Genomic DNA, 15,863 nt, shown 5'->3' on the forward strand with positions numbered 1-15,863 from the left:
ACCTCGAAGGTCGAGCGAGCGGGGCGATGGCCCGACGGTCACCGGTGCACTCGAACCAACATCAGCTCGAGTGAGACAAGGGTGCACCAATGAGCGAGCGTACGGCGATCGTGCTCTTCACCCGCGACCTGCGGGTGCACGACCACCCGGCGCTGGCGTCGGCGTGCTCGGCGTTCGACCGGGTGGTGCCGCTCTACGTGCTCGACCCGGCGCTGGCCGGGCGGTCCGCCAACCGCAGCCGGTTCCTCCAGCAGAGCCTGACCGAGCTGCGCGAGGCGCTCCGGAAGCGGGGCGGTGACCTGATAGTCCGGCGCGGCGACCCGGTGGCCGAGACCGTCAAGCTGGCCCGCGCGGTCGGCGCCGAGGGGATCGGCCTCTCCGCCGACGTCAGCCGCTACGCCCGGCGACGGGAGCGGCGGCTGCGCGAGGAGTGTGCGCGGCACCGGATGTTCCTGCGGCTCTTCCCCGGGGTCACCGTCGTCGAGCCCGGTGCGGTGCTCCCCGGCGGCGGCGACCACTACCGGGTGTTCAGCCCGTACCACCGGGCCTGGCTGGGCGCGCCACGGCGGGAGGAACTGGCCGCCCCACGGCGGGTGCGGCTGCCCGAGGGGGTGGACCCCGGCCGGCTGCCGGCGCCACCGAAGGGCGACTCGCCGGACGCGGCACCCGGCGGCGAGCGCGTCGCCCAGCGCCGCCTCACGCAGTGGCTGCCCACCCTCGGCCGGTACGACGACATCCACGACGACCTGGCCGGTGACGAGACGTCCCGGCTCAGCCCGTACCTGCGCTTCGGCTGCCTGTCCCCGCTGGCCGTGGCGAACCGGGCCGGTGACCCGGCCGGGCCGTTCGTCCGGCGGCTCTGCTGGCGGGACTTCCACTACCAGGTCACCGCCGCCTTCCCCGACATCTCCCGCCGCGCCTACCGCCGGGGGGTGCGCGAGGACTGGCGGGCCGACCCGCCGGCCCTCGATGCGTGGACCGAGGGGCGGACCGGGATGCCGATCGTCGACGCCGGGATGCGGCAGCTGCGGGCCGAGGGGTGGATGCACAACCGGGCGCGGCTGATCACCGCCGGCTACCTGACCCGGCACCTCGGGCTGGACTGGCGGCCCGGGCTGGCGGTCTTCCACCGCTGGCTGCTCGACGGGGACGTGCCGAACAACGCCGGCAACTGGCAGTGGGTCGCCGGGACCGGCAACGATCCCCGCCCGCACCGCGGCTTCAACCCCGTCCGCCAGGCGGAACGCTGCGACCCCGAGGGCGCGTACGTCCGCCGCTGGGTGCCCGAACTGGCGTCGGTCGAGGGCAGGGCCGTGCACCAGCCCTGGCGGCTGCCCGCCGCGCTGCGCCGCACCCTCGACTACCCGCCGCCGCTGGAGGTGGGAGGCAGGGCACCCTCCTGACGCTCACAGGCAGGAGTGCAGGGCCTCTACCAGGTCCTCGACCCGGTCGTGGTCGGCCAGCCGGGCCGTGACGTAGGCGAAGGTGTAGCCACGCTGGGGGTCGGCCCAGGCGCTGCTGCCGCCGATCCCGCCCATGCCCCAGCTGACGTCCGGCTCCCAACCCATCCCCAACGTCCAGTACGCCTGCCGGTCCAGCACCAGGTCCGGGCCGTCGTACTGAACCCGGGTCGCCTCCACCACCAGCTCCGGGCTGAACAGGCGTACCCCGTCCAGGGTGCCGCCGGCGACCAGGCCGGCGTAGAGGCGGGCCAGCGCGGGCGCGGTGGCGTGCAGGTTCACCGCCGGGATCTCGGCCCCGCGCCACAGCGGGCTGTTCACCACCGCCACGTCCCGGCCGCCGGCCGGGTTGTCCAGCGCCCGGGCCCGCAGCGACCCCGGCTCGCCCCGCGTCCGGTCCGGCCAGGCCCGATCGGCGTACGACAGGTCGGCGCAGCGCCGCTGGTCCGCCGCGGCCAGCCCGAAGGCCAGGTCGAGGCGCCACGGCCCGGCGATCTCCTCGGCCAAAAACCGCCCCACCGGTCGTCCGTCCACCCGCCGGACCAGCTCACCCGCCAGATGCCCGTACGTCCAGGCGTGCTCGCCCGCGACGGAGCCCGGCGTCCACTCGGGCTCGGCGGCGGCCAGGTCGGCGCAGAGCAACGCCCAGTCGGCGACCGCCTCGGCGGGCCGGGGCACCGGGAACGCCGGCAGCCCGGCGGTGTGGCTGAGCACCTGCCGCACGCTGGCCGGGGTGCGGAACTCCGGCCAGTACGCCGACACCGGCACGTCCAGGTCCACCAGCCCCCGGTCGACCAGGGTGAGCAGGCAGAGCGCGACCACCGGCTTGCCCACCGAGTAGACATTGACCAGGGTGTCCGGCCGCCACGGATCGCCGGCCCGCACCGCCGGCACCGCAGCGCCGGGCGGTACGGCGGACCGGCTGCCGCCGATCAGGTCGACCACCGGCTGCCCGTCGTACCAGATGGTCAGCGCCGCGCCGGTCTCCCGGCCGCCGGCGAACAGGTCGTGGAAGCAGTCCCGGACGGGGGTGAAGCGCGCCTGCATCCGGCCACCGTAGTGGTCGGCCGGGTCATCGGCCCGGGAATTCCGGCGCGGAGCGGTCGCCACGCCGGCCCGGGTGCGGAATGCTGGCGGGATGGCGGATCCGGAACTGGCGGACGTGGTCGTGCTCGGGCTCGGGGTCGGCGGCGAGGAGGTGGCCGGGCGGCTCGCCGAGGCCGGCCTCACCGTCGTGGGGATCGAGCGGGACCTCGTCGGCGGGGAGTGCCCCTACTGGGGCTGCATCCCCAGCAAGATGATGATCCGGGCGGCCAACGCCCTGGCCGAGGCGCACCGGGTCAACGAGCTGGCCGGCTCGGCCGAGGTCCGGCCCGACTGGGCGCCGGTGGCCAAGCGGATCCGCGAGGAGGCCACCGACACCTGGGACGACAAGGTGGCGGTGGACCGCTTCACCGGCAAGGGCGGCCGGTTCGTCCGGGGCAGCGGCCGGCTCGACGGCCCCCACCGGGTACGCGTCGGCGACCAGGTCTTCCAGGCCCGGTACGGGATCGTGCTCGGCACCGGCACCCGCCCGTCGGTCCCGCCGATCGACGGCCTGGCCGACACCCCGTACTGGACCAACCACCAGGCCATCGAGGTCGAGGAACTGCCGGCGTCACTGCTGGTGCTCGGCGGCGGGGCGATCGGGCTGGAACTGGCCCAGGTCTTCGCCCGGTTCGGCGTCCGGGTGACCGTGGTCGAGGCCGCCGACCGGGTGCTCGCCGTCGAGGAGCCGGAGGCGTCCGAGATCGCCGCGACGGCGCTGCGCGCCGACGGGGTGACCATCGAGACCGGGGTGAAGGCAGAGCGGGTCAGCCACGACGACGACGGTTTCACGGTGCACGCGGGCGACCGCCGGTTCACCAGCGACCGGCTGCTGGTGGTGACCGGGCGCAAGGCGCACCTGGACGAACTGGGCCTGGAGACCGTCGACGTGGACGCCGGCCAGCGCTACCTGCCCGTGAACGAGCGGATGCACGTCACCGACGGCATCTGGGCGGTCGGCGACCTCACCGGCGAGGGTGCGTTCACGCACATCGCCATGTACCAGGCGGCGATCGTGGTCGCCGACGTGCTGGACCACATGCGGCGGACCAAGGGCGGCCCGGACGCCAGCGGCACGGCCAGCGTGATGGGCGGCGCGGCCGGAGTGGTCAGCGCCGTCGGCGGGGCGATGAGCGCCGGCGGGTCGACCGCCGCGCCGGGCAGCGTGCCGGTCGCCGACTACCGGGCGCTGCCCCGGGTCACCTTCACCGACCCCGAGGTGGGCGCGGTCGGCCTCACCGAGCAGCAGGCCCGCGACCGGGGCATCAACGTGCAGGTCGGCTACACCGACCTGACCTCGTCGACCCGGGGCTGGATCCACAAGAGCGGCAACGCGGGCTTCATCAAACTGGTCGCCGACGCCAACCAGGGTGTGCTGGTCGGTGCCACCTCGGTCGGCCCGGCCGGGGGCGAGGTGCTCTCCGCCCTGGTGGTGGCCGTGCACGCGGCGGTGCCGATCAGCCAGCTCCGGCACATGATCTACGCGTACCCGACCTTCCACCGCGCCATCGAGGACGCGCTCCGCAATCTGGCGTGATCTCCCGTCCGGTCCGGACAACCTTTCTCAAGGTCGGTGCGTGGTAGGGGCGTGACCGACCAGAACAAGCGACTCTCGACGGCGGACGCCGCGTACGTGGCCTTCGTCGAGGAGGCCTGGCGCCGCCACATCCGGCTGGCCATGCTCCTGGCCGGGGACCGGTGGCGGGCCGAGGAACTGCTCCAGGACGCCCTGGTCCGGATGTACGAGCGGTGGCGCAGTCTGTCCCGCGGTGGCGACCCGCACGCCTACCTGCGCCGTGCCCTGGTGAACAACCACACCTCGTTCTGGCGTCGGCGCCGCCGCGAGAACCTCGTCGCCGAGGTCCCCGACCGGGCCGCCCCGGACGTCACCCCGGACCCCGACGCGGCCGCCCTGCGCCGTGCGCTGCGCGCGTTGCCGCCCAGGCAACGCGCGGTGGTGGTGCTGCGCCACTACGAGGACCTGCCGGAGCGGGAGGTGGCTCGCGTCCTGGGCTGCACCGTCGGCACGGTCAAGAGCCAGCACGCCAAAGCCCTGGACAAACTCCGCCACCTCCTGCCGCAACCCTCCTACACGGAAAGTTGGTGATCCCGAATGAACGACCTCGATGAGCGACTCGCCCGCGGGTTGCACACCATCGTCGACGCCGAACCGGACTCGTCCGCACCGACCGGACTGCTGCTGGAGCGGGGCCGCCGGGCCCGCCGACGCCGGAACGGCACCCTGGTCAGCGGCACCCTCGCCGTGCTCGCGCTCGGCGCGGTCGGCGCGACCACACTCGTTCACCGCCCGGCGCCGGACCGTCCCGCCGTGGTCGCCGAGGCGTCCGCGCCGGCGGTCGCGTCCCCGCGGATGGAGTTGGCCGCGGCCGTCGCCGCCAGTGAGAGCACCAGCTACCGGGTCACCGTGCGCCGGACCGTACGGGCCGACCCCAACTGGTCGGAGACCGCGACGGGCGCTTTCGACCCGGCAGCGGCCACCGGCTACCTGCACACGCCGTTCCCGGACGGGCTGAGCTTCCAGGAGGACCGGCTCGTCGACGGGGTCTACTACCTCGGCGGCGCCGACGGTGGCCGGAAGATGCCCTGGAAGCGGTATCCGGGCAAGCGGGACTTCCTCCCCTTCGACGTGGCGATGGGCGGCGCCCTCGGTGCCTCCTCGGACCGGAAGGGGCTGTTCCAGGTGCTGAAGGAGAGCGGCGGAACGGTCACCAGGACCGGTGACCGGGCCTTCCACTTCACCGTCGAGCCGACCGGCAAGGCCAGCGGCTTCGACGGCGCCCCCCTGGTGAGCGAGAAGATCGTGGGTGACGTGCGGCTCGACGCCGACAACCGGATCGCCGGACTGGACTACGAGGTCAGCCTGGTCTTTCGGAAGAACGGGCAGGTCGGCCCCCCGACCACCACCCGGGTGACCATGACGTTCTCCGACTACGGCCAGCAGGTGCGGGTGGAACGGCCGGCCCACGCCGAGGCCGTCAGGTAGGCCGCTCGTACGCGCCGGGCACGGCGTCGTCCGCCAGGGCGGCGCCGTGCCGGCCCGCGCCGGCCGTGAACCGGGCCGCCCCCTTCATCGCGTCGGTGATCAGCGACTCCATGCCGAAGGCGAGTTCGGTGGCCATCGCCTCCGGCTCGGGCAGCCCGGCGTTGCCCAGCAGCGCGGCCCGGTCGTTGCGCAGGCAGGTCTGCGGGAACCGGGCGATCTCGGCGGCCAGCCGCTCGGCCGCCGCCCGGGCCTCACCCCGCGGGACCAGCCGGTTGACCAGGCCCATCGCGTACGCCTCGTCGGCCGGGACCGGGCGGCCGGTGAGGATCAGGTCCATCGCCCGACTCTCGCCGATCAGCCGGGGCAGTCGCACCGTCCCGCCGTCGATCAGCGGCACGCCCCAGCGCCGGCAGAACACGCCCAGCGTGGCGTCCGACTCGGCCACCCGCAGGTCGCACCAGAGCGCCAGCTCCAGGCCGCCGGCCACGGCGTACCCGGAGATCGCGGCGATCACCGGCTTGGAGAGGCGCATCCGGGTGGGGCCCATCGGACCGTCGCCCTCCGGCTCGACCCGGTTGCCGCGCGGCGTACCGATGGCCTTGAGGTCGGCGCCCGCGCAGAACGTGCCGCCGGCGCCCCAGAGCACGGCGACCGCCGCGTCCGGGTCGCCCTCGAAGGCGCGGAAGGCGTCCGACAGGGCCCGGGCGGTCGGGCCGTCGACCGCGTTGCGCGCCTCCGGCCGGTCCAGGATCACCGTGGTCACCGGCCCGGCGTGCTCGACGCGTACCCCCATCGGGTCAGCATGCCCTCGACGGCGGCCGGCGCGCCAGGGTTGGCTGCTCCCGGTGACTCCTTCGGAGAGACTACGAACTTGATGACCTGAACGGATCAGAGACGGCGAGTGCCGCAGCGGGTCAGTCGCGGCGTAGGGCGAGCCAGCCGGCGGCGGTGATCAGGAGGGCCAGCGACAGCATGAACAGCGTGCCGGCGAGCGCGTGGGGCATGCGGATCAGGAACGGAGCCTGCTGAAGCAGGAGGCTCGCACCGATCAGGGCGACGCTGCCGCCGATCCGCACGGGCTGGGTGCGCGGAGTCCGGCTGGGACGCCCGAAGCGGAGCCAGAGCGGCGGGAACCGACGTGCCACGGCGGTCCGGACGCCGATGCCGATCAGGAAGAGGCTCAGGGCCACGGCCAGCAGGCGGAGGAGGCCCAGCACCGGGTCGTCGTCGAAGGCGCTCATCCGGCCATGATCGGACGGGCGGTCAAGCGGGTCAGGCGCGGGCCGGCGGGTGGCTGAGGAAGGCGCGCCACGCCGTGGGGGCGAAGGTGAGAATCGGGCCCGTCTGGTCCTTGGAGTCGCGGACGGCGACCACGCCGGGCAGGTTGTCGGCGACCTCGGCGCAGGCACCGCCGTTGCCGCTGCTGCGGCTGCTCTTGCGCCACCGGGCGCCCGTCAGCTCCATGTCTCCGCCACTTCCCTGATGAGATCGACCGACTGCCAGTGGGAGAGCGCCTCGCCGCGCACGTTCTCCCAGGCGGCCATCATCGCCGCGAGCTCATCGACATCAATAACCAGATACCCGGTGGCCCGGGCCCGCATCGCGCGGACCCGGACCACCCGTGGCTCAGAAGTCGTCGTCCAGGCTGACCTCGCCGCCGACCGCGACCTGGTACGCCGACACCCGCCGCTCGAAGAAGTTGGTCAGCTCCTGCACGTCCTGCAACTCCATGAACGGGAACGGGTTGGCCGACCCGTACGCCGGTGGCAGCCCCAGTCGGGCGAGCCGGGCGTCCGCCACGTACTCCAGGTAGCGCCGCATGTCGGCGGTGTTCATGCCCGGCAGGCCGTCGCCGCAGAGGTCGCGGGCGAAGGCCAGCTCCGCCGCGACCGCCTCGTCCAGCATCTGCCGCACCTGCTCCGCCATCGAGGAGTCGAAGAGGTCGGGCTCCTCGGCCCGGACGGTGTCCACCACGGTGAAGGCGAACTCCATGTGCATCGACTCGTCGCGGAACACCCAGTTCGTGCCGGTGGCCAGGCCGGAGAGCAGGCCGCGCGAGCGCAGCCAGTAGACGTACGCGAAGGCGCCGTAGAAGAAGAGCCCCTCCACGCAGGCGGCGAAGCAGATCAGGTTGAGCAGGAACGCCCGCCGCTCCGCCCGGGTCTCCAGCCGGTGCAGCTGCCCGATCGAGTCGATCCAGCGGAAACAGAACTCCGCCTTGTCCCGGATCGACGGGATGTGCTCGACCGCGGCGAACGCCTTCGCCCGCTCGTCGTGGTCGGGCAGGTAGGTGTCCAGCAGGGTCAGATAGAACTGCACGTGCACCGCCTCCTCGTAGAGTTGGCGGGACAGGTACAGCCGGGCCTCCGGCGCGTTGACGTGCTGATAGAGGTTGAGCACCAGGTTGTTCGCCACGATCGAGTCGCCGGTGGCGAAGAACGCCACCAGCCGGTGGACCAGGTGCCGCTCGCCCGCGGAGAGCTTCGCCAGATCGGGTACGTCGGAGGCCAGGTCCACCTCCTCCACCGTCCAGGTGTTGCGGATGGCGGCCCGGAACCGCTCGTAGAAGTCCGGGTAGCGCATCGGCCGCAGGGTCAGGTCCATGCCGGGATCGAGCAGCATCGTCACTGGCAGGCCTCGCAGACTTCCGGATTCTCCAGCGAGCAGGCGACCGCGTCGCCGTCGCTGACGGGCAGGGTGACCAGGGGGACCTTCTCGGCCGCCACGGTGGTCTGGGCGATCCGGGTGGCCGGACGGGAGCGCAGGTAGTAGGTGGTCTTCAGGCCGGCCCGCCAGGCGTACGCGTACATCGAGGAGAGTCGGCCGATGGTCGGGGCGGCCTGGAAGAGGTTGAGCGACTGCGACTGGTCGACGTACGGCGCCCGGGCGGCGGCCAGGTCGATCAGCGCCTTCTGCGGCAGCTCCCAGGCGGTGCGGTACAGCGCCTTCAGCTCCGCCGGCAGGTCCAGGTCCTGCACCGAGCCGTCCGCCCGCTTGATCGCGTCCCGGGTCTGCGGCGTCCACCGGCCCAGCCGCTTCAGGTCGGCGACCAGGTAGCGGTTGACCTGGAGGAACTCCCCGGACAGGGTCTCCCGCTTGAAGACGTTGGAGACCAGCGGCTCCACGCACTCGGCGCAGCCGGCGATCGAGGCGATCGTCGCGGTCGGGGCGATCGCCACCAGCAGCGAGTTGCGCAGCCCGTGCCGGGCGATCTTTCCCCGGACCGCGGCCCAGGCGTCCGGCCGGGCGGGTCGGGTGTCCGGCCAGTGGTCCGGGTGCAGCACCCCGCCGGCCGCCCGGGTCAGCGGGTACGCCGGGTGCGCCCCGCGGGCCGCCGCCAGGTCGGCCGAGGCGTCGTACGCGGCCAGCGCGATCTCCTCCGCGATCCGGGTGGACAGCGCCAGCGCCTCCGGGGAGTCGAAGGCCAGCCGCAGCGCGGCGAAGACGTCGGCCAGCCCCAGCACGCCGAGACCGAGGGGTCGCCACCGCCGGTGTGCGGTGGCCGCCTGCTCGGTCGGGAACCAGTTGCGGTCGATCGCCCGGTCCAGCGCGCCCACGGCGAGCCGCACCGTCGCGCCCAGCGCGGCGAAGTCCACCCCGTCCGGGCTCAGATGGGCGGCCAGGTTGATCGAGCCGAGGGTGCAGACGGCGGTCTCGTCGTCGCTGGTCACCTCGAGGATCTCGGTGCACAGGTTGGAGTGGTGCACCACCCCGCCGCCGTTGCCCACCTGGTTGCAGGTCCGGTTCGCCGCGTCCTTGAAGGTCATCCAGCCGTTGCCGGTCTGCGCCAGGGTCCGCATCATCCGCGCGTACAGGGTGCGCGCCGGCAGCGTCCGCACCGCCCGGCCGGCCGCCTCCGCCGCCCGGTACGCGGCGTCGAACTCGTCGCCCCAGAGGTCGATCAGCTCCGGCACCTCCTTTGGGTCGAAGAGCGACCAGTCGGCGTCCGCCTCGACCCGGCGCATGAACTCGTCCGGTACCCAGTTGGCCAGATTGAGGTTGTGCGTACGCCGGGCGTCGTCGCCGGTGTTGTCCCGCAGCTCCAGGAACTCCTCCATGTCGGCGTGCCAGGTGTCCAGGTAGACGCAGGCCGCGCCCTTGCGCCGACCGCCCTGGTTGACCGCCGCCACGCTGGCGTCGAGGGTGCGCAGCCAGGGCACGATGCCGTTGGAGCGGCCGTTGGTGCCCCGGATCAGCGACCCCCGCGAGCGCACCCGGGACCACGAGATGCCGATCCCCCCGGCGAACTTGGACAGCTTCGCCACCTGCGTGTAGCGCTCGTAGATCGACTCCAGTTCGTCCCGTGGCGAGTCGACCAGGAAGCAGGAGGAGAGCTGCTGATGCCGGGCGCCGGCGTTGAACAGCGTCGGCGAGCTGGGCAGGTAGGTCAGCCGGGCCATCGCCCGGTACAGGGCACCGGCCTCCTCGACGGTGTCCGACAGTCCGGTGGCGACCCGCAGCCAGAAGTGCTGCGGCCGTTCCAGCACCGCCCGGCTGCCCGGGTGGCGCAGCAGGTAGCGGTCGTGCAGCGTGCGCAGCCCGAAGTACTCGAACGCGTCGTCGTGGGCATGGTCGACGAGGCCGTCGAGGGCGTCGGCGTGCGTCGCGACGAAGCCGGCGAAGCCGGGGTCCAGCAGGCCCTCCGCGTACGCGGCGGCGACGCTGGCGCTGAAGCTGTCGATGCCCTGCGCGGTGGTCTCGTCGGCGATCCGCTCGGCGAGCAGCCGCGCGGCGAGTTTCGCGTACGCGGGCTCCTCGGCGGTCAGGCCGGCCGCTGCCGCGATCGCCAGCTCGGTGAGTTCGGCCCGGTCGGCCCGGGCGGTACGCCCCGACTCGACCAGGGCCAGGATCCGGTCCGGGTCGGTGTCGGGCAGGTCGTGGTGGTGCCGGTGCAGCAGGTCCCGCAGTGCCGCCACCGCGGGCGGGGCGAGGGTGGATGCCGCCGTCATGTGCTCCCCTGAATGGTCGATGTGGACCGCTCGGGAGGGCGCGACGGCACGCCGGACCGCCGCCGGTCGGTGTGCCGGCGGTGCTCCGTGCGGCTCGGCGGCCCTCCCGCGAGGCCTCGAGGTGGTACGCGCGCCGGGACGGCACGCCCTGCTGGCAGGTCTTCGGACTTGCGGGCCGGCGCGTCTCCGCGCTTGCCTACTGGCCGTCGCTTCCCAGGCCCCGTCGGGCCCAGTGCTGATGACGGCGGTCGTTCCCGCTCACCGCTGCGGGGCAGTCCCGGATTCGCACCGGGTTCCCTGTTCGGCGCGGCGCCTGGCGGGCGCCGGGCCTGGCCGACCGTGAGGTCGAACCAGCAGTACGAGTGATCCTAGATGTAGTGGTGGCGGAAAAGCCAGCACACCAGATGCTGTGGGCGTGTCGCCTTGTGGTCCCCGAACGGGTGACGAGCGCGCTCTGTGCCCGGCACCCGGTTTGCGGTCGCTCCTGCCGGGAAGTCGGAGAAGGTGCGCGAACTTCTGACGAAACTCGAACAGGCCACGGCGCTGGACCGGGCGGGCGACCGGTTGCAGCGGGCCGTCCAGGGCACCCTGCGCTCCCAGCGGATCCGGGACCTGCTGCACGGCGTCTGGCTGGGTCACCCGTTGCACCCGGCGATGGTGCAGGTGCCGGTCGGCGCGTGGATCTCGGCGGCAATCGTCGACCTGCTGCCGGGCCAGCGTAAGGCGGCCACCGCCCTGGTCGGGGTCGGTACGCTCAGCGCCCTGCCGGCGGCCGTGGCGGGGCTCAACGACTGGGCCGCGCTCGCCCGCGACCAGCGTCGGATCGGCCTCGTGCACGCCGCCGCGAACGTCGTGGGCCTGAGCCTGTACGCGGGCTCCCTCGTGGCCCGGTTGAACGGCCGGCACGGCATGGGCCGGGCGCTGGCGTTCATGGGCCTGTCGGCCGCGAGCGGTGGGGCGTACCTGGGCGGGCACCTCGCGTACAAGCAGGGCGCGCAGGTCAGCCAGAGCATCTCCGAGCTGCACCTGATCAGCGAGGGCTGGCACTCGATGGGCGACCTGAACAGCCTGCCGCAGCGGGAGCTGGTTACCCGCGAGATCGACGACGTCTCGGTCATCCTCTACCGGCACGGCGACGACGTGACGGTGATGCTGGAGCGCTGCCCGCACCAGAGTGGACCGCTCGGCCAGGGTCAGGTGCAGGAGATCGACGGTCACACCTGCGTGGTCTGCCCGTGGCACGGCAGCGCGTTCCGGCTCAACGGCGGCGAGGTGGTGCACGGCCCGTCCGGCAACGACCAGGTCATCCTGCCCACCCGCATCGTCAACGGCCGCCTCGAAGCCCGCCTCCCCTGACCCACGCCCCCGCCGCACCCTGCTTCCCGTCGCAGCCCGCCTCCCACCGCACCCCGCTTCCTGTCGCACCCCGCTTCCCGTCGGAGCCTGCTTCCCGCGGCACCCGGTTCCCGCCGCACCCCACTTCCGCCGCAGCCCGCTTCCCGTCGCAGATCTTGGAAGCGAACGGCCCCTGGAGGGGCCGAAATCCTCCAAGATCTGCCGGCGGACGCGGTCAGTCCTTGCGGTGGCGGCCGGTGGCCAGTGCGCGAGGGACGTGACGGCGGCGCAGGCCGAGCATCGCGCCGCCGATAGCCGGAGAGCTCGCGAAGGATGTGCCGGCCCGCCGACCGGGTGGGCAGGCCGGGCTCGAGCAGCCGCCGGAGCACCCCGACGTGCCGGTGGACGACGTTGGCGGCACTGGCCGGGGCCTCCTCGTCCCAGAGCAGGTCGACCAGCTCGGCCAGGGATACCGGTGCGCCGGCCCGGGCCAGCAGCAACGCGAGCACCAGGCGCTGCTGGCGGGCGCCCAACTGCAGCTCGGCGCCGGCGCGGACGACCCTGACCGAGCCGAGCACCGAGAAACCGACCGTCTCACCCGCCTGCGCCCGCACAGCGGCAACGGTAACCGGCCGATCCGCCGCCGGAGCTTGCGACCACAGGCCCAGGGTGTCCAGGACGGCGACGGGAACGGGCAGGTCGGACAATCCCTGACTCCGTTCCACCAGACCCGTGCCCGCGCCCCTCGCGTCGGTGATTCCGGGGCGGCGGGGTCAGCGGCGGGCGGGTGGGGCGAGGGCGGGGGTGGGATGCCGGAAGAGGCGGCCGAGCACCTCCGCCAGGGGGCGGGCGGCGAGCGGGGTGAGCAGGGTGCCGATCAGGGCGCCGAGCAGCAGGCCGACGGCCACGTCGTGCGGGTAGTGTAGGCCGACGAAGACCCGGGAGACCGCGGCGAGCACGGCCAGCGGTACGGCCAGCAGCCCGAACCGGCGGTGCAGCAGCAGCGTGGTGGCGGCCAGCGCGCCGGCGATCGTGGCGTGGTTGCTGGGGAAGGACCAGTCCCCGACGGCCGGGCAGTGGCCGGCGACGATCACCAGGTCGGCGGGGCTGCGGCAGGGCCGGTCCTCGGCCACCAGGCTCTTCAGCCCCTCGCTGGCGCCGTACGCCAGCATCACCGCGACGGGCGCGGCCAGGGCGAGTGCCCGGCCCCGGAGGTCGCCGCGGACCAGCCGGGACAGCGCCGCCAGCACCAGCAGGAGGCCGAGCAGCACGATCGCGCCCTCGGTGAAGTGGGTGGCGAACCAGTGGACGGGCTGCGGCGTACCGTCGGCGTAGTCGACGACGTCGCGGTACCAGTCGGCGCTGATGTCCGGAACGTCGGCCATAACCGTCTCGTTCATTTTTCCCCCCACCTCCCGTTCATACTCCGTTCACCGGGAGGGTGGCAGGGGAATCACCCCCGCACCGGCGAAGTCTCAGCGACCTCACAGGGCGGCGGGCACCGACGTCACGACGCGGTCGGCGGGTCCGACGGCGGGCGCGGGGCGGGCTGCGGAGCCGGCCCGGACATCCGCTCGACGATCTCCTCCAGCGCCTCGAAGGCGTACGCCCAGTTGTGGCACTTGAAGCTGCGCAGGCCGTCGATCGGGGTACGGCAGTCGGCGCAGTGCACCCCCGGGATCGCGTCCGGGACCTCGGTGTTGACGTACTTGCGCTCGCCGAGGATGACCCGGGCGATCATCGCCCGGTCGTGCACCCCGTGCAGGGCGGAGGCGACGATGTCGTACCAGTTCACCCGGCGGCCGCACTTCGGGCAGTCCGGCTCGTCGCCGCTGACCCAGAGCGGCGCGCCGATGCTGCGCGCCGGCATGTGGAGCAGCTTCTCCAGCCGGCGTACGTCCGACTCCGGGGTGGTCCAGCGGTGCCGGCCCGGCAGCGAGGCGGGCGAGTCGTAGACGGCACAGAACACCGCCGGGTCGACTTCCACGGTTTCCCGCCTACCGGTCATCGGTGCCTCCTCGGACGTCGACGTTCCTCATCGTCGTACCAGGGTGAGTGGCCCACGCTGCCGGATCAAGGACACGACGGGTCAACGGTGTGTCGCCGAGAGTGCTACACATCAGGCGTGACCGGTGAGCCGACGACCACCCCGAGCGAGGCCGAGTCCCGGCCGAACGTCGCCCGGATGTACGACTACTACCTGGGCGGCTGCCACAACTTCGCCGCCGACCGGGCCGCCGCCGAGCAGGTCCTGGAGATCTTTCCGGACACCGGGGTGGCCGCGCAGACCAACCGCGCCTTCCTCCGCCGGGCCGTCCGGTACGCGGCCGAGCGGGGCGTACGCCAGTTCCTGGACATCGGGGCCGGGCTGCCCACCCAGGGCAACGTGCACGAGGTCGTCCGCCCGATCGCTCCCGGCGCCCGGGTGGTCTACGCGGACAACGACGAGGTCGCCGTCGCCTACGCCCGGCGGCTGCTGCCGGTGGACGGCCGGACCGTGGTGGTCCGCGGCGATCTGCGGCGCCCCGACGAGCTGCTGGCCGACCCGGACGTCCGCGCCAACATCGATTTCACCGAGCCGGTGGCGGTGCTGCTGGTGGCCGTGCTGCACTTCGTGCCCGACGGCGACGACCCGTACGCGGCGGTCGCCCGGCTGCGCGACGCCACCGCGCCGGGCAGCATGCTCGTGCTGTCCCACCTGACCACGGACGGCGCCCCGCCGGTCCCCACCCAGCAGGGCCGGCAGGTCTACCAGCGCAGCAGCGCGCCGATCGTGCTCCGCACGCACGCCGCCACCGCCCGCTTCTTCGACGGGTACGAGCTGGTCGAACCGGGTCTGGTGTGGCTGGCCGACTGGCGGCCCGACGGCGAACCGCACGCGGCGGTGTCGCACGGCTACGGCGGGGTCGGCGTCCGCCGCTGACCTCGCCGCCGGGTGGGCGGCCGTCGGCGGGGTCCCCCGTGGCCCGCCCGTGCTTGCTACGCTCCGCGCCATGTTTTCCGGCGACGCCGACGCAGACCTGCGGCAGATGGCCGACGATCCGACCTTCCCGCACCGTGACGCCGCGCGGCACGCCCTGCGGTTCCGCACCTCCGGCGACGTCGCCGAGCTGGTCGCGGTGCAGGACGATCCGCACCCGTGCGGGATGACCGACGTGGTGTTCGCCCTGGCGGGATCGAAACGGCCCTGGCTCAACTGGGTGCCGATGCCGAGCGAGGCGATCACCAACGTCGGCAACGAGATCGGCGGCCGCCGGGCCCAGGGCGAGCAGCTCGAAGTCAGCGAGCTCGGCCTGTCGGCCGCGGAGCCCGCCAGCGCCGTCACGGCGTTCCGCCGGGTCGCCGGCCCCGTCCACATCGGCATCGCCGAGTTCCCGGCGCCCGACATCCGCACGCCCGTCCGGCCCGGCCGGTACGCGATCTGGCGGTACGACGGCACCGAGCCGCTGCCCGCCGTGCCGGCGCCGTCGGAGGCCGCGGTCCGGCTGCTGCACCAGGTCGCCGGGGAGCCGTGGCAGTCTCCGCTCTCCGGGTACGTGAAGGCCGCCCCGCTCGGTGAGCTGGCCCTGGCCGACCTGCTCGGACTGCTCGCCCACCTGCCCGGCCCACCGGACGCCCCCCGCTGGCAGCACCTGGCCAGGTCGACGCCCACCTACTGGTACCGCCTGATGCAGCCGTGGGTGTGCCTCGGCATCCTGCACCACGCCAAGGACCAGCCGTGGCCGACCTCGACCCGGCGCGAGGTGCTGGTGGACCTCGCGTTCGGCGTCGAGGACTGGGTCGCCGACGCGGCGCTCTTCGCGCTCGTCACCGCCGCCTACCGGGAACCCGAGTTGCGGGCGGAGGTCCGTCAGCTCGTCCGGGCCCGGCTCGACGCCGCCGTGGCGGCGAACCGGCTGGTCACCATCGAGGAGTCGCTGGCGAAGCTGATGCTGGTGACGCCCGGCTGCCACCCGGACGACCGGGCGCTCGCCGCGGCGGTGCTGGCCCGGGCGGCCGAGGACGAGGAGCAGGACGACGAGGAGGAGC

The 15,863-nt window shown here is 73.6% G+C and carries 15 protein-coding genes, 2 pseudogenes and 1 riboswitch; of the genes and pseudogenes, 7 read left to right on the forward strand and 10 right to left on the reverse strand.

Features of this window, described 5'->3' with window-relative positions; all coding sequences use genetic code 11:
- Window positions 1-89: 89 nt before the first annotated feature.
- A complete protein-coding gene (locus ACWEVO_RS10980) occupies window positions 90-1,403 on the forward strand; it encodes a cryptochrome/photolyase family protein (protein WP_452307361.1) in 1,314 nt (437 codons plus the stop codon).
- A gap of 3 nt (window positions 1,404-1,406) precedes the next feature.
- On the opposite strand, the gene ACWEVO_RS10985 is transcribed toward ACWEVO_RS10980, so the two are convergent.
- Entirely contained in the window at window positions 1,407-2,507 is a 1,101-nt protein-coding gene (locus tag ACWEVO_RS10985; RefSeq protein ID WP_452307362.1) for a serine hydrolase domain-containing protein, read from the reverse strand.
- 91 nt (window positions 2,508-2,598) lie between these two features.
- Between ACWEVO_RS10985 and ACWEVO_RS10990 the strand changes: the two genes are divergently transcribed.
- The 3 genes from ACWEVO_RS10990 to ACWEVO_RS11000 are packed head-to-tail and all read left to right on the forward strand — an operon-like array spanning window position 2,599 to window position 5,550.
- Window positions 2,599-4,083, forward strand: coding sequence for a dihydrolipoyl dehydrogenase family protein (locus ACWEVO_RS10990; protein ID WP_452307363.1), 1,485 nt, complete (start codon window positions 2,599-2,601; stop codon window positions 4,081-4,083).
- A 51-nt stretch (window positions 4,084-4,134) separates the two neighbouring features.
- The gene (locus tag ACWEVO_RS10995) at window positions 4,135-4,653 is read left to right on the forward strand and encodes a SigE family RNA polymerase sigma factor (RefSeq protein WP_452307364.1); all 519 of its coding nucleotides are present in this window, start codon (window positions 4,135-4,137) and stop codon (window positions 4,651-4,653) included.
- Between the two features lie 6 nt (window positions 4,654-4,659).
- Entirely contained in the window at window positions 4,660-5,550 is an 891-nt protein-coding gene (locus ACWEVO_RS11000) for a hypothetical protein (RefSeq protein ID WP_452307365.1), read from the forward strand.
- Here the strand turns inward: ACWEVO_RS11000 and ACWEVO_RS11005 are convergent.
- From ACWEVO_RS11005 to ACWEVO_RS11030, 6 genes and pseudogenes are all read right to left on the reverse strand, one after another.
- Window positions 5,543-6,343: a crotonase/enoyl-CoA hydratase family protein gene (locus tag ACWEVO_RS11005; RefSeq protein ID WP_452307366.1), complete on the reverse strand. Its 801-nt coding sequence runs from the start codon at window positions 6,341-6,343 to the stop codon at window positions 5,543-5,545. The genes ACWEVO_RS11000 and ACWEVO_RS11005 overlap by 8 nt on opposite strands.
- A gap of 121 nt (window positions 6,344-6,464) precedes the next feature.
- On the reverse strand, window positions 6,465-6,791 hold the full coding sequence (locus tag ACWEVO_RS11010) for a hypothetical protein (RefSeq protein WP_452307367.1): 327 nt from the start codon (window positions 6,789-6,791) through the stop codon (window positions 6,465-6,467).
- 31 nt (window positions 6,792-6,822) lie between these two features.
- Window positions 6,823-7,014 (reverse strand): DUF397 domain-containing protein, encoded by a 192-nt coding sequence (locus tag ACWEVO_RS11015; RefSeq protein WP_452307368.1) that lies wholly within the window; start codon window positions 7,012-7,014, stop codon window positions 6,823-6,825.
- Window positions 7,005-7,094: pseudogene (locus tag ACWEVO_RS11020) on the reverse strand (XRE family transcriptional regulator); the annotation flags it as partial. The pseudogene ACWEVO_RS11020 and the gene ACWEVO_RS11015, both read right to left, overlap by 10 nt.
- Before the next feature lie 82 nt (window positions 7,095-7,176).
- On the reverse strand, window positions 7,177-8,172 hold the full coding sequence (locus ACWEVO_RS11025) for a ribonucleotide-diphosphate reductase subunit beta (protein ID WP_452307375.1): 996 nt from the start codon (window positions 8,170-8,172) through the stop codon (window positions 7,177-7,179).
- A gap of 2 nt (window positions 8,173-8,174) precedes the next feature.
- Window positions 8,175-10,499 (reverse strand): ribonucleoside-diphosphate reductase subunit alpha, encoded by a 2,325-nt coding sequence (locus ACWEVO_RS11030; protein WP_452307369.1) that lies wholly within the window; start codon window positions 10,497-10,499, stop codon window positions 8,175-8,177.
- 156 nt (window positions 10,500-10,655) lie between these two features.
- Window positions 10,656-10,798, reverse strand: a riboswitch (cobalamin riboswitch).
- Window positions 10,799-11,003: 205 nt separating this feature from the next.
- Here ACWEVO_RS11030 and ACWEVO_RS11035 point away from each other — a divergent pair.
- Window positions 11,004-11,855: a Rieske 2Fe-2S domain-containing protein gene (locus ACWEVO_RS11035; protein WP_452307370.1), complete on the forward strand. Its 852-nt coding sequence runs from the start codon at window positions 11,004-11,006 to the stop codon at window positions 11,853-11,855.
- Between the two features lie 356 nt (window positions 11,856-12,211).
- Here the strand turns inward: ACWEVO_RS11035 and ACWEVO_RS11040 are convergent.
- From ACWEVO_RS11040 to ACWEVO_RS11050, 3 genes and pseudogenes are all read right to left on the reverse strand, one after another.
- Window positions 12,212-12,559, reverse strand: a pseudogene (locus ACWEVO_RS11040) (winged helix-turn-helix domain-containing protein); the annotation flags it as partial.
- 48 nt (window positions 12,560-12,607) lie between these two features.
- The gene (locus tag ACWEVO_RS11045; RefSeq protein ID WP_452307371.1) at window positions 12,608-13,234 is read right to left on the reverse strand and encodes a phosphatase PAP2 family protein; all 627 of its coding nucleotides are present in this window, start codon (window positions 13,232-13,234) and stop codon (window positions 12,608-12,610) included.
- 107 nt (window positions 13,235-13,341) lie between these two features.
- A complete protein-coding gene (locus ACWEVO_RS11050; RefSeq protein WP_452307372.1) occupies window positions 13,342-13,842 on the reverse strand; it encodes a hypothetical protein in 501 nt (166 codons plus the stop codon).
- Between the two features lie 117 nt (window positions 13,843-13,959).
- Here ACWEVO_RS11050 and ACWEVO_RS11055 point away from each other — a divergent pair, with 117 nt between their 5' ends.
- Window positions 13,960-14,757, forward strand: a complete 798-nt coding sequence (locus ACWEVO_RS11055; protein WP_452307373.1) for an SAM-dependent methyltransferase — start codon at window positions 13,960-13,962, stop codon at window positions 14,755-14,757.
- Window positions 14,758-14,827: 70 nt separating this feature from the next.
- A partial coding sequence (locus ACWEVO_RS11060; RefSeq protein WP_452307374.1) for a hypothetical protein occupies window positions 14,828-15,863 on the forward strand: 1,036 nt, incomplete at its 3' end.

Source organism: Micromonospora sp. NPDC003776 (genome assembly GCF_053605645.1).

Coding starts and splice junctions, on each gene's coding strand:
- ACWEVO_RS10980 (WP_452307361.1), top strand. CDS start 90: ATGAGCGAGCGTACGGCGATCGTGCTCTTCACCCGCGACCTGCGGGTG.
- ACWEVO_RS10985 (WP_452307362.1), bottom strand. CDS start 2,507: ATGCAGGCGCGCTTCACCCCCGTCCGGGACTGCTTCCACGACCTGTTC.
- ACWEVO_RS10990 (WP_452307363.1), top strand. CDS start 2,599: ATGGCGGATCCGGAACTGGCGGACGTGGTCGTGCTCGGGCTCGGGGTC.
- ACWEVO_RS11000 (WP_452307365.1), top strand. CDS start 4,660: ATGAACGACCTCGATGAGCGACTCGCCCGCGGGTTGCACACCATCGTC.
- ACWEVO_RS11005 (WP_452307366.1), bottom strand. CDS start 6,343: ATGGGGGTACGCGTCGAGCACGCCGGGCCGGTGACCACGGTGATCCTG.
- ACWEVO_RS11010 (WP_452307367.1), bottom strand. CDS start 6,791: ATGAGCGCCTTCGACGACGACCCGGTGCTGGGCCTCCTCCGCCTGCTG.
- ACWEVO_RS11015 (WP_452307368.1), bottom strand. CDS start 7,014: ATGGAGCTGACGGGCGCCCGGTGGCGCAAGAGCAGCCGCAGCAGCGGC.
- ACWEVO_RS11025 (WP_452307375.1), bottom strand. CDS start 8,172: ATGCTGCTCGATCCCGGCATGGACCTGACCCTGCGGCCGATGCGCTAC.
- ACWEVO_RS11030 (WP_452307369.1), bottom strand. CDS start 10,499: ATGACGGCGGCATCCACCCTCGCCCCGCCCGCGGTGGCGGCACTGCGG.
- ACWEVO_RS11045 (WP_452307371.1), bottom strand. CDS start 13,234: ATGAACGAGACGGTTATGGCCGACGTTCCGGACATCAGCGCCGACTGG.
- ACWEVO_RS11050 (WP_452307372.1), bottom strand. CDS start 13,842: ATGACCGGTAGGCGGGAAACCGTGGAAGTCGACCCGGCGGTGTTCTGT.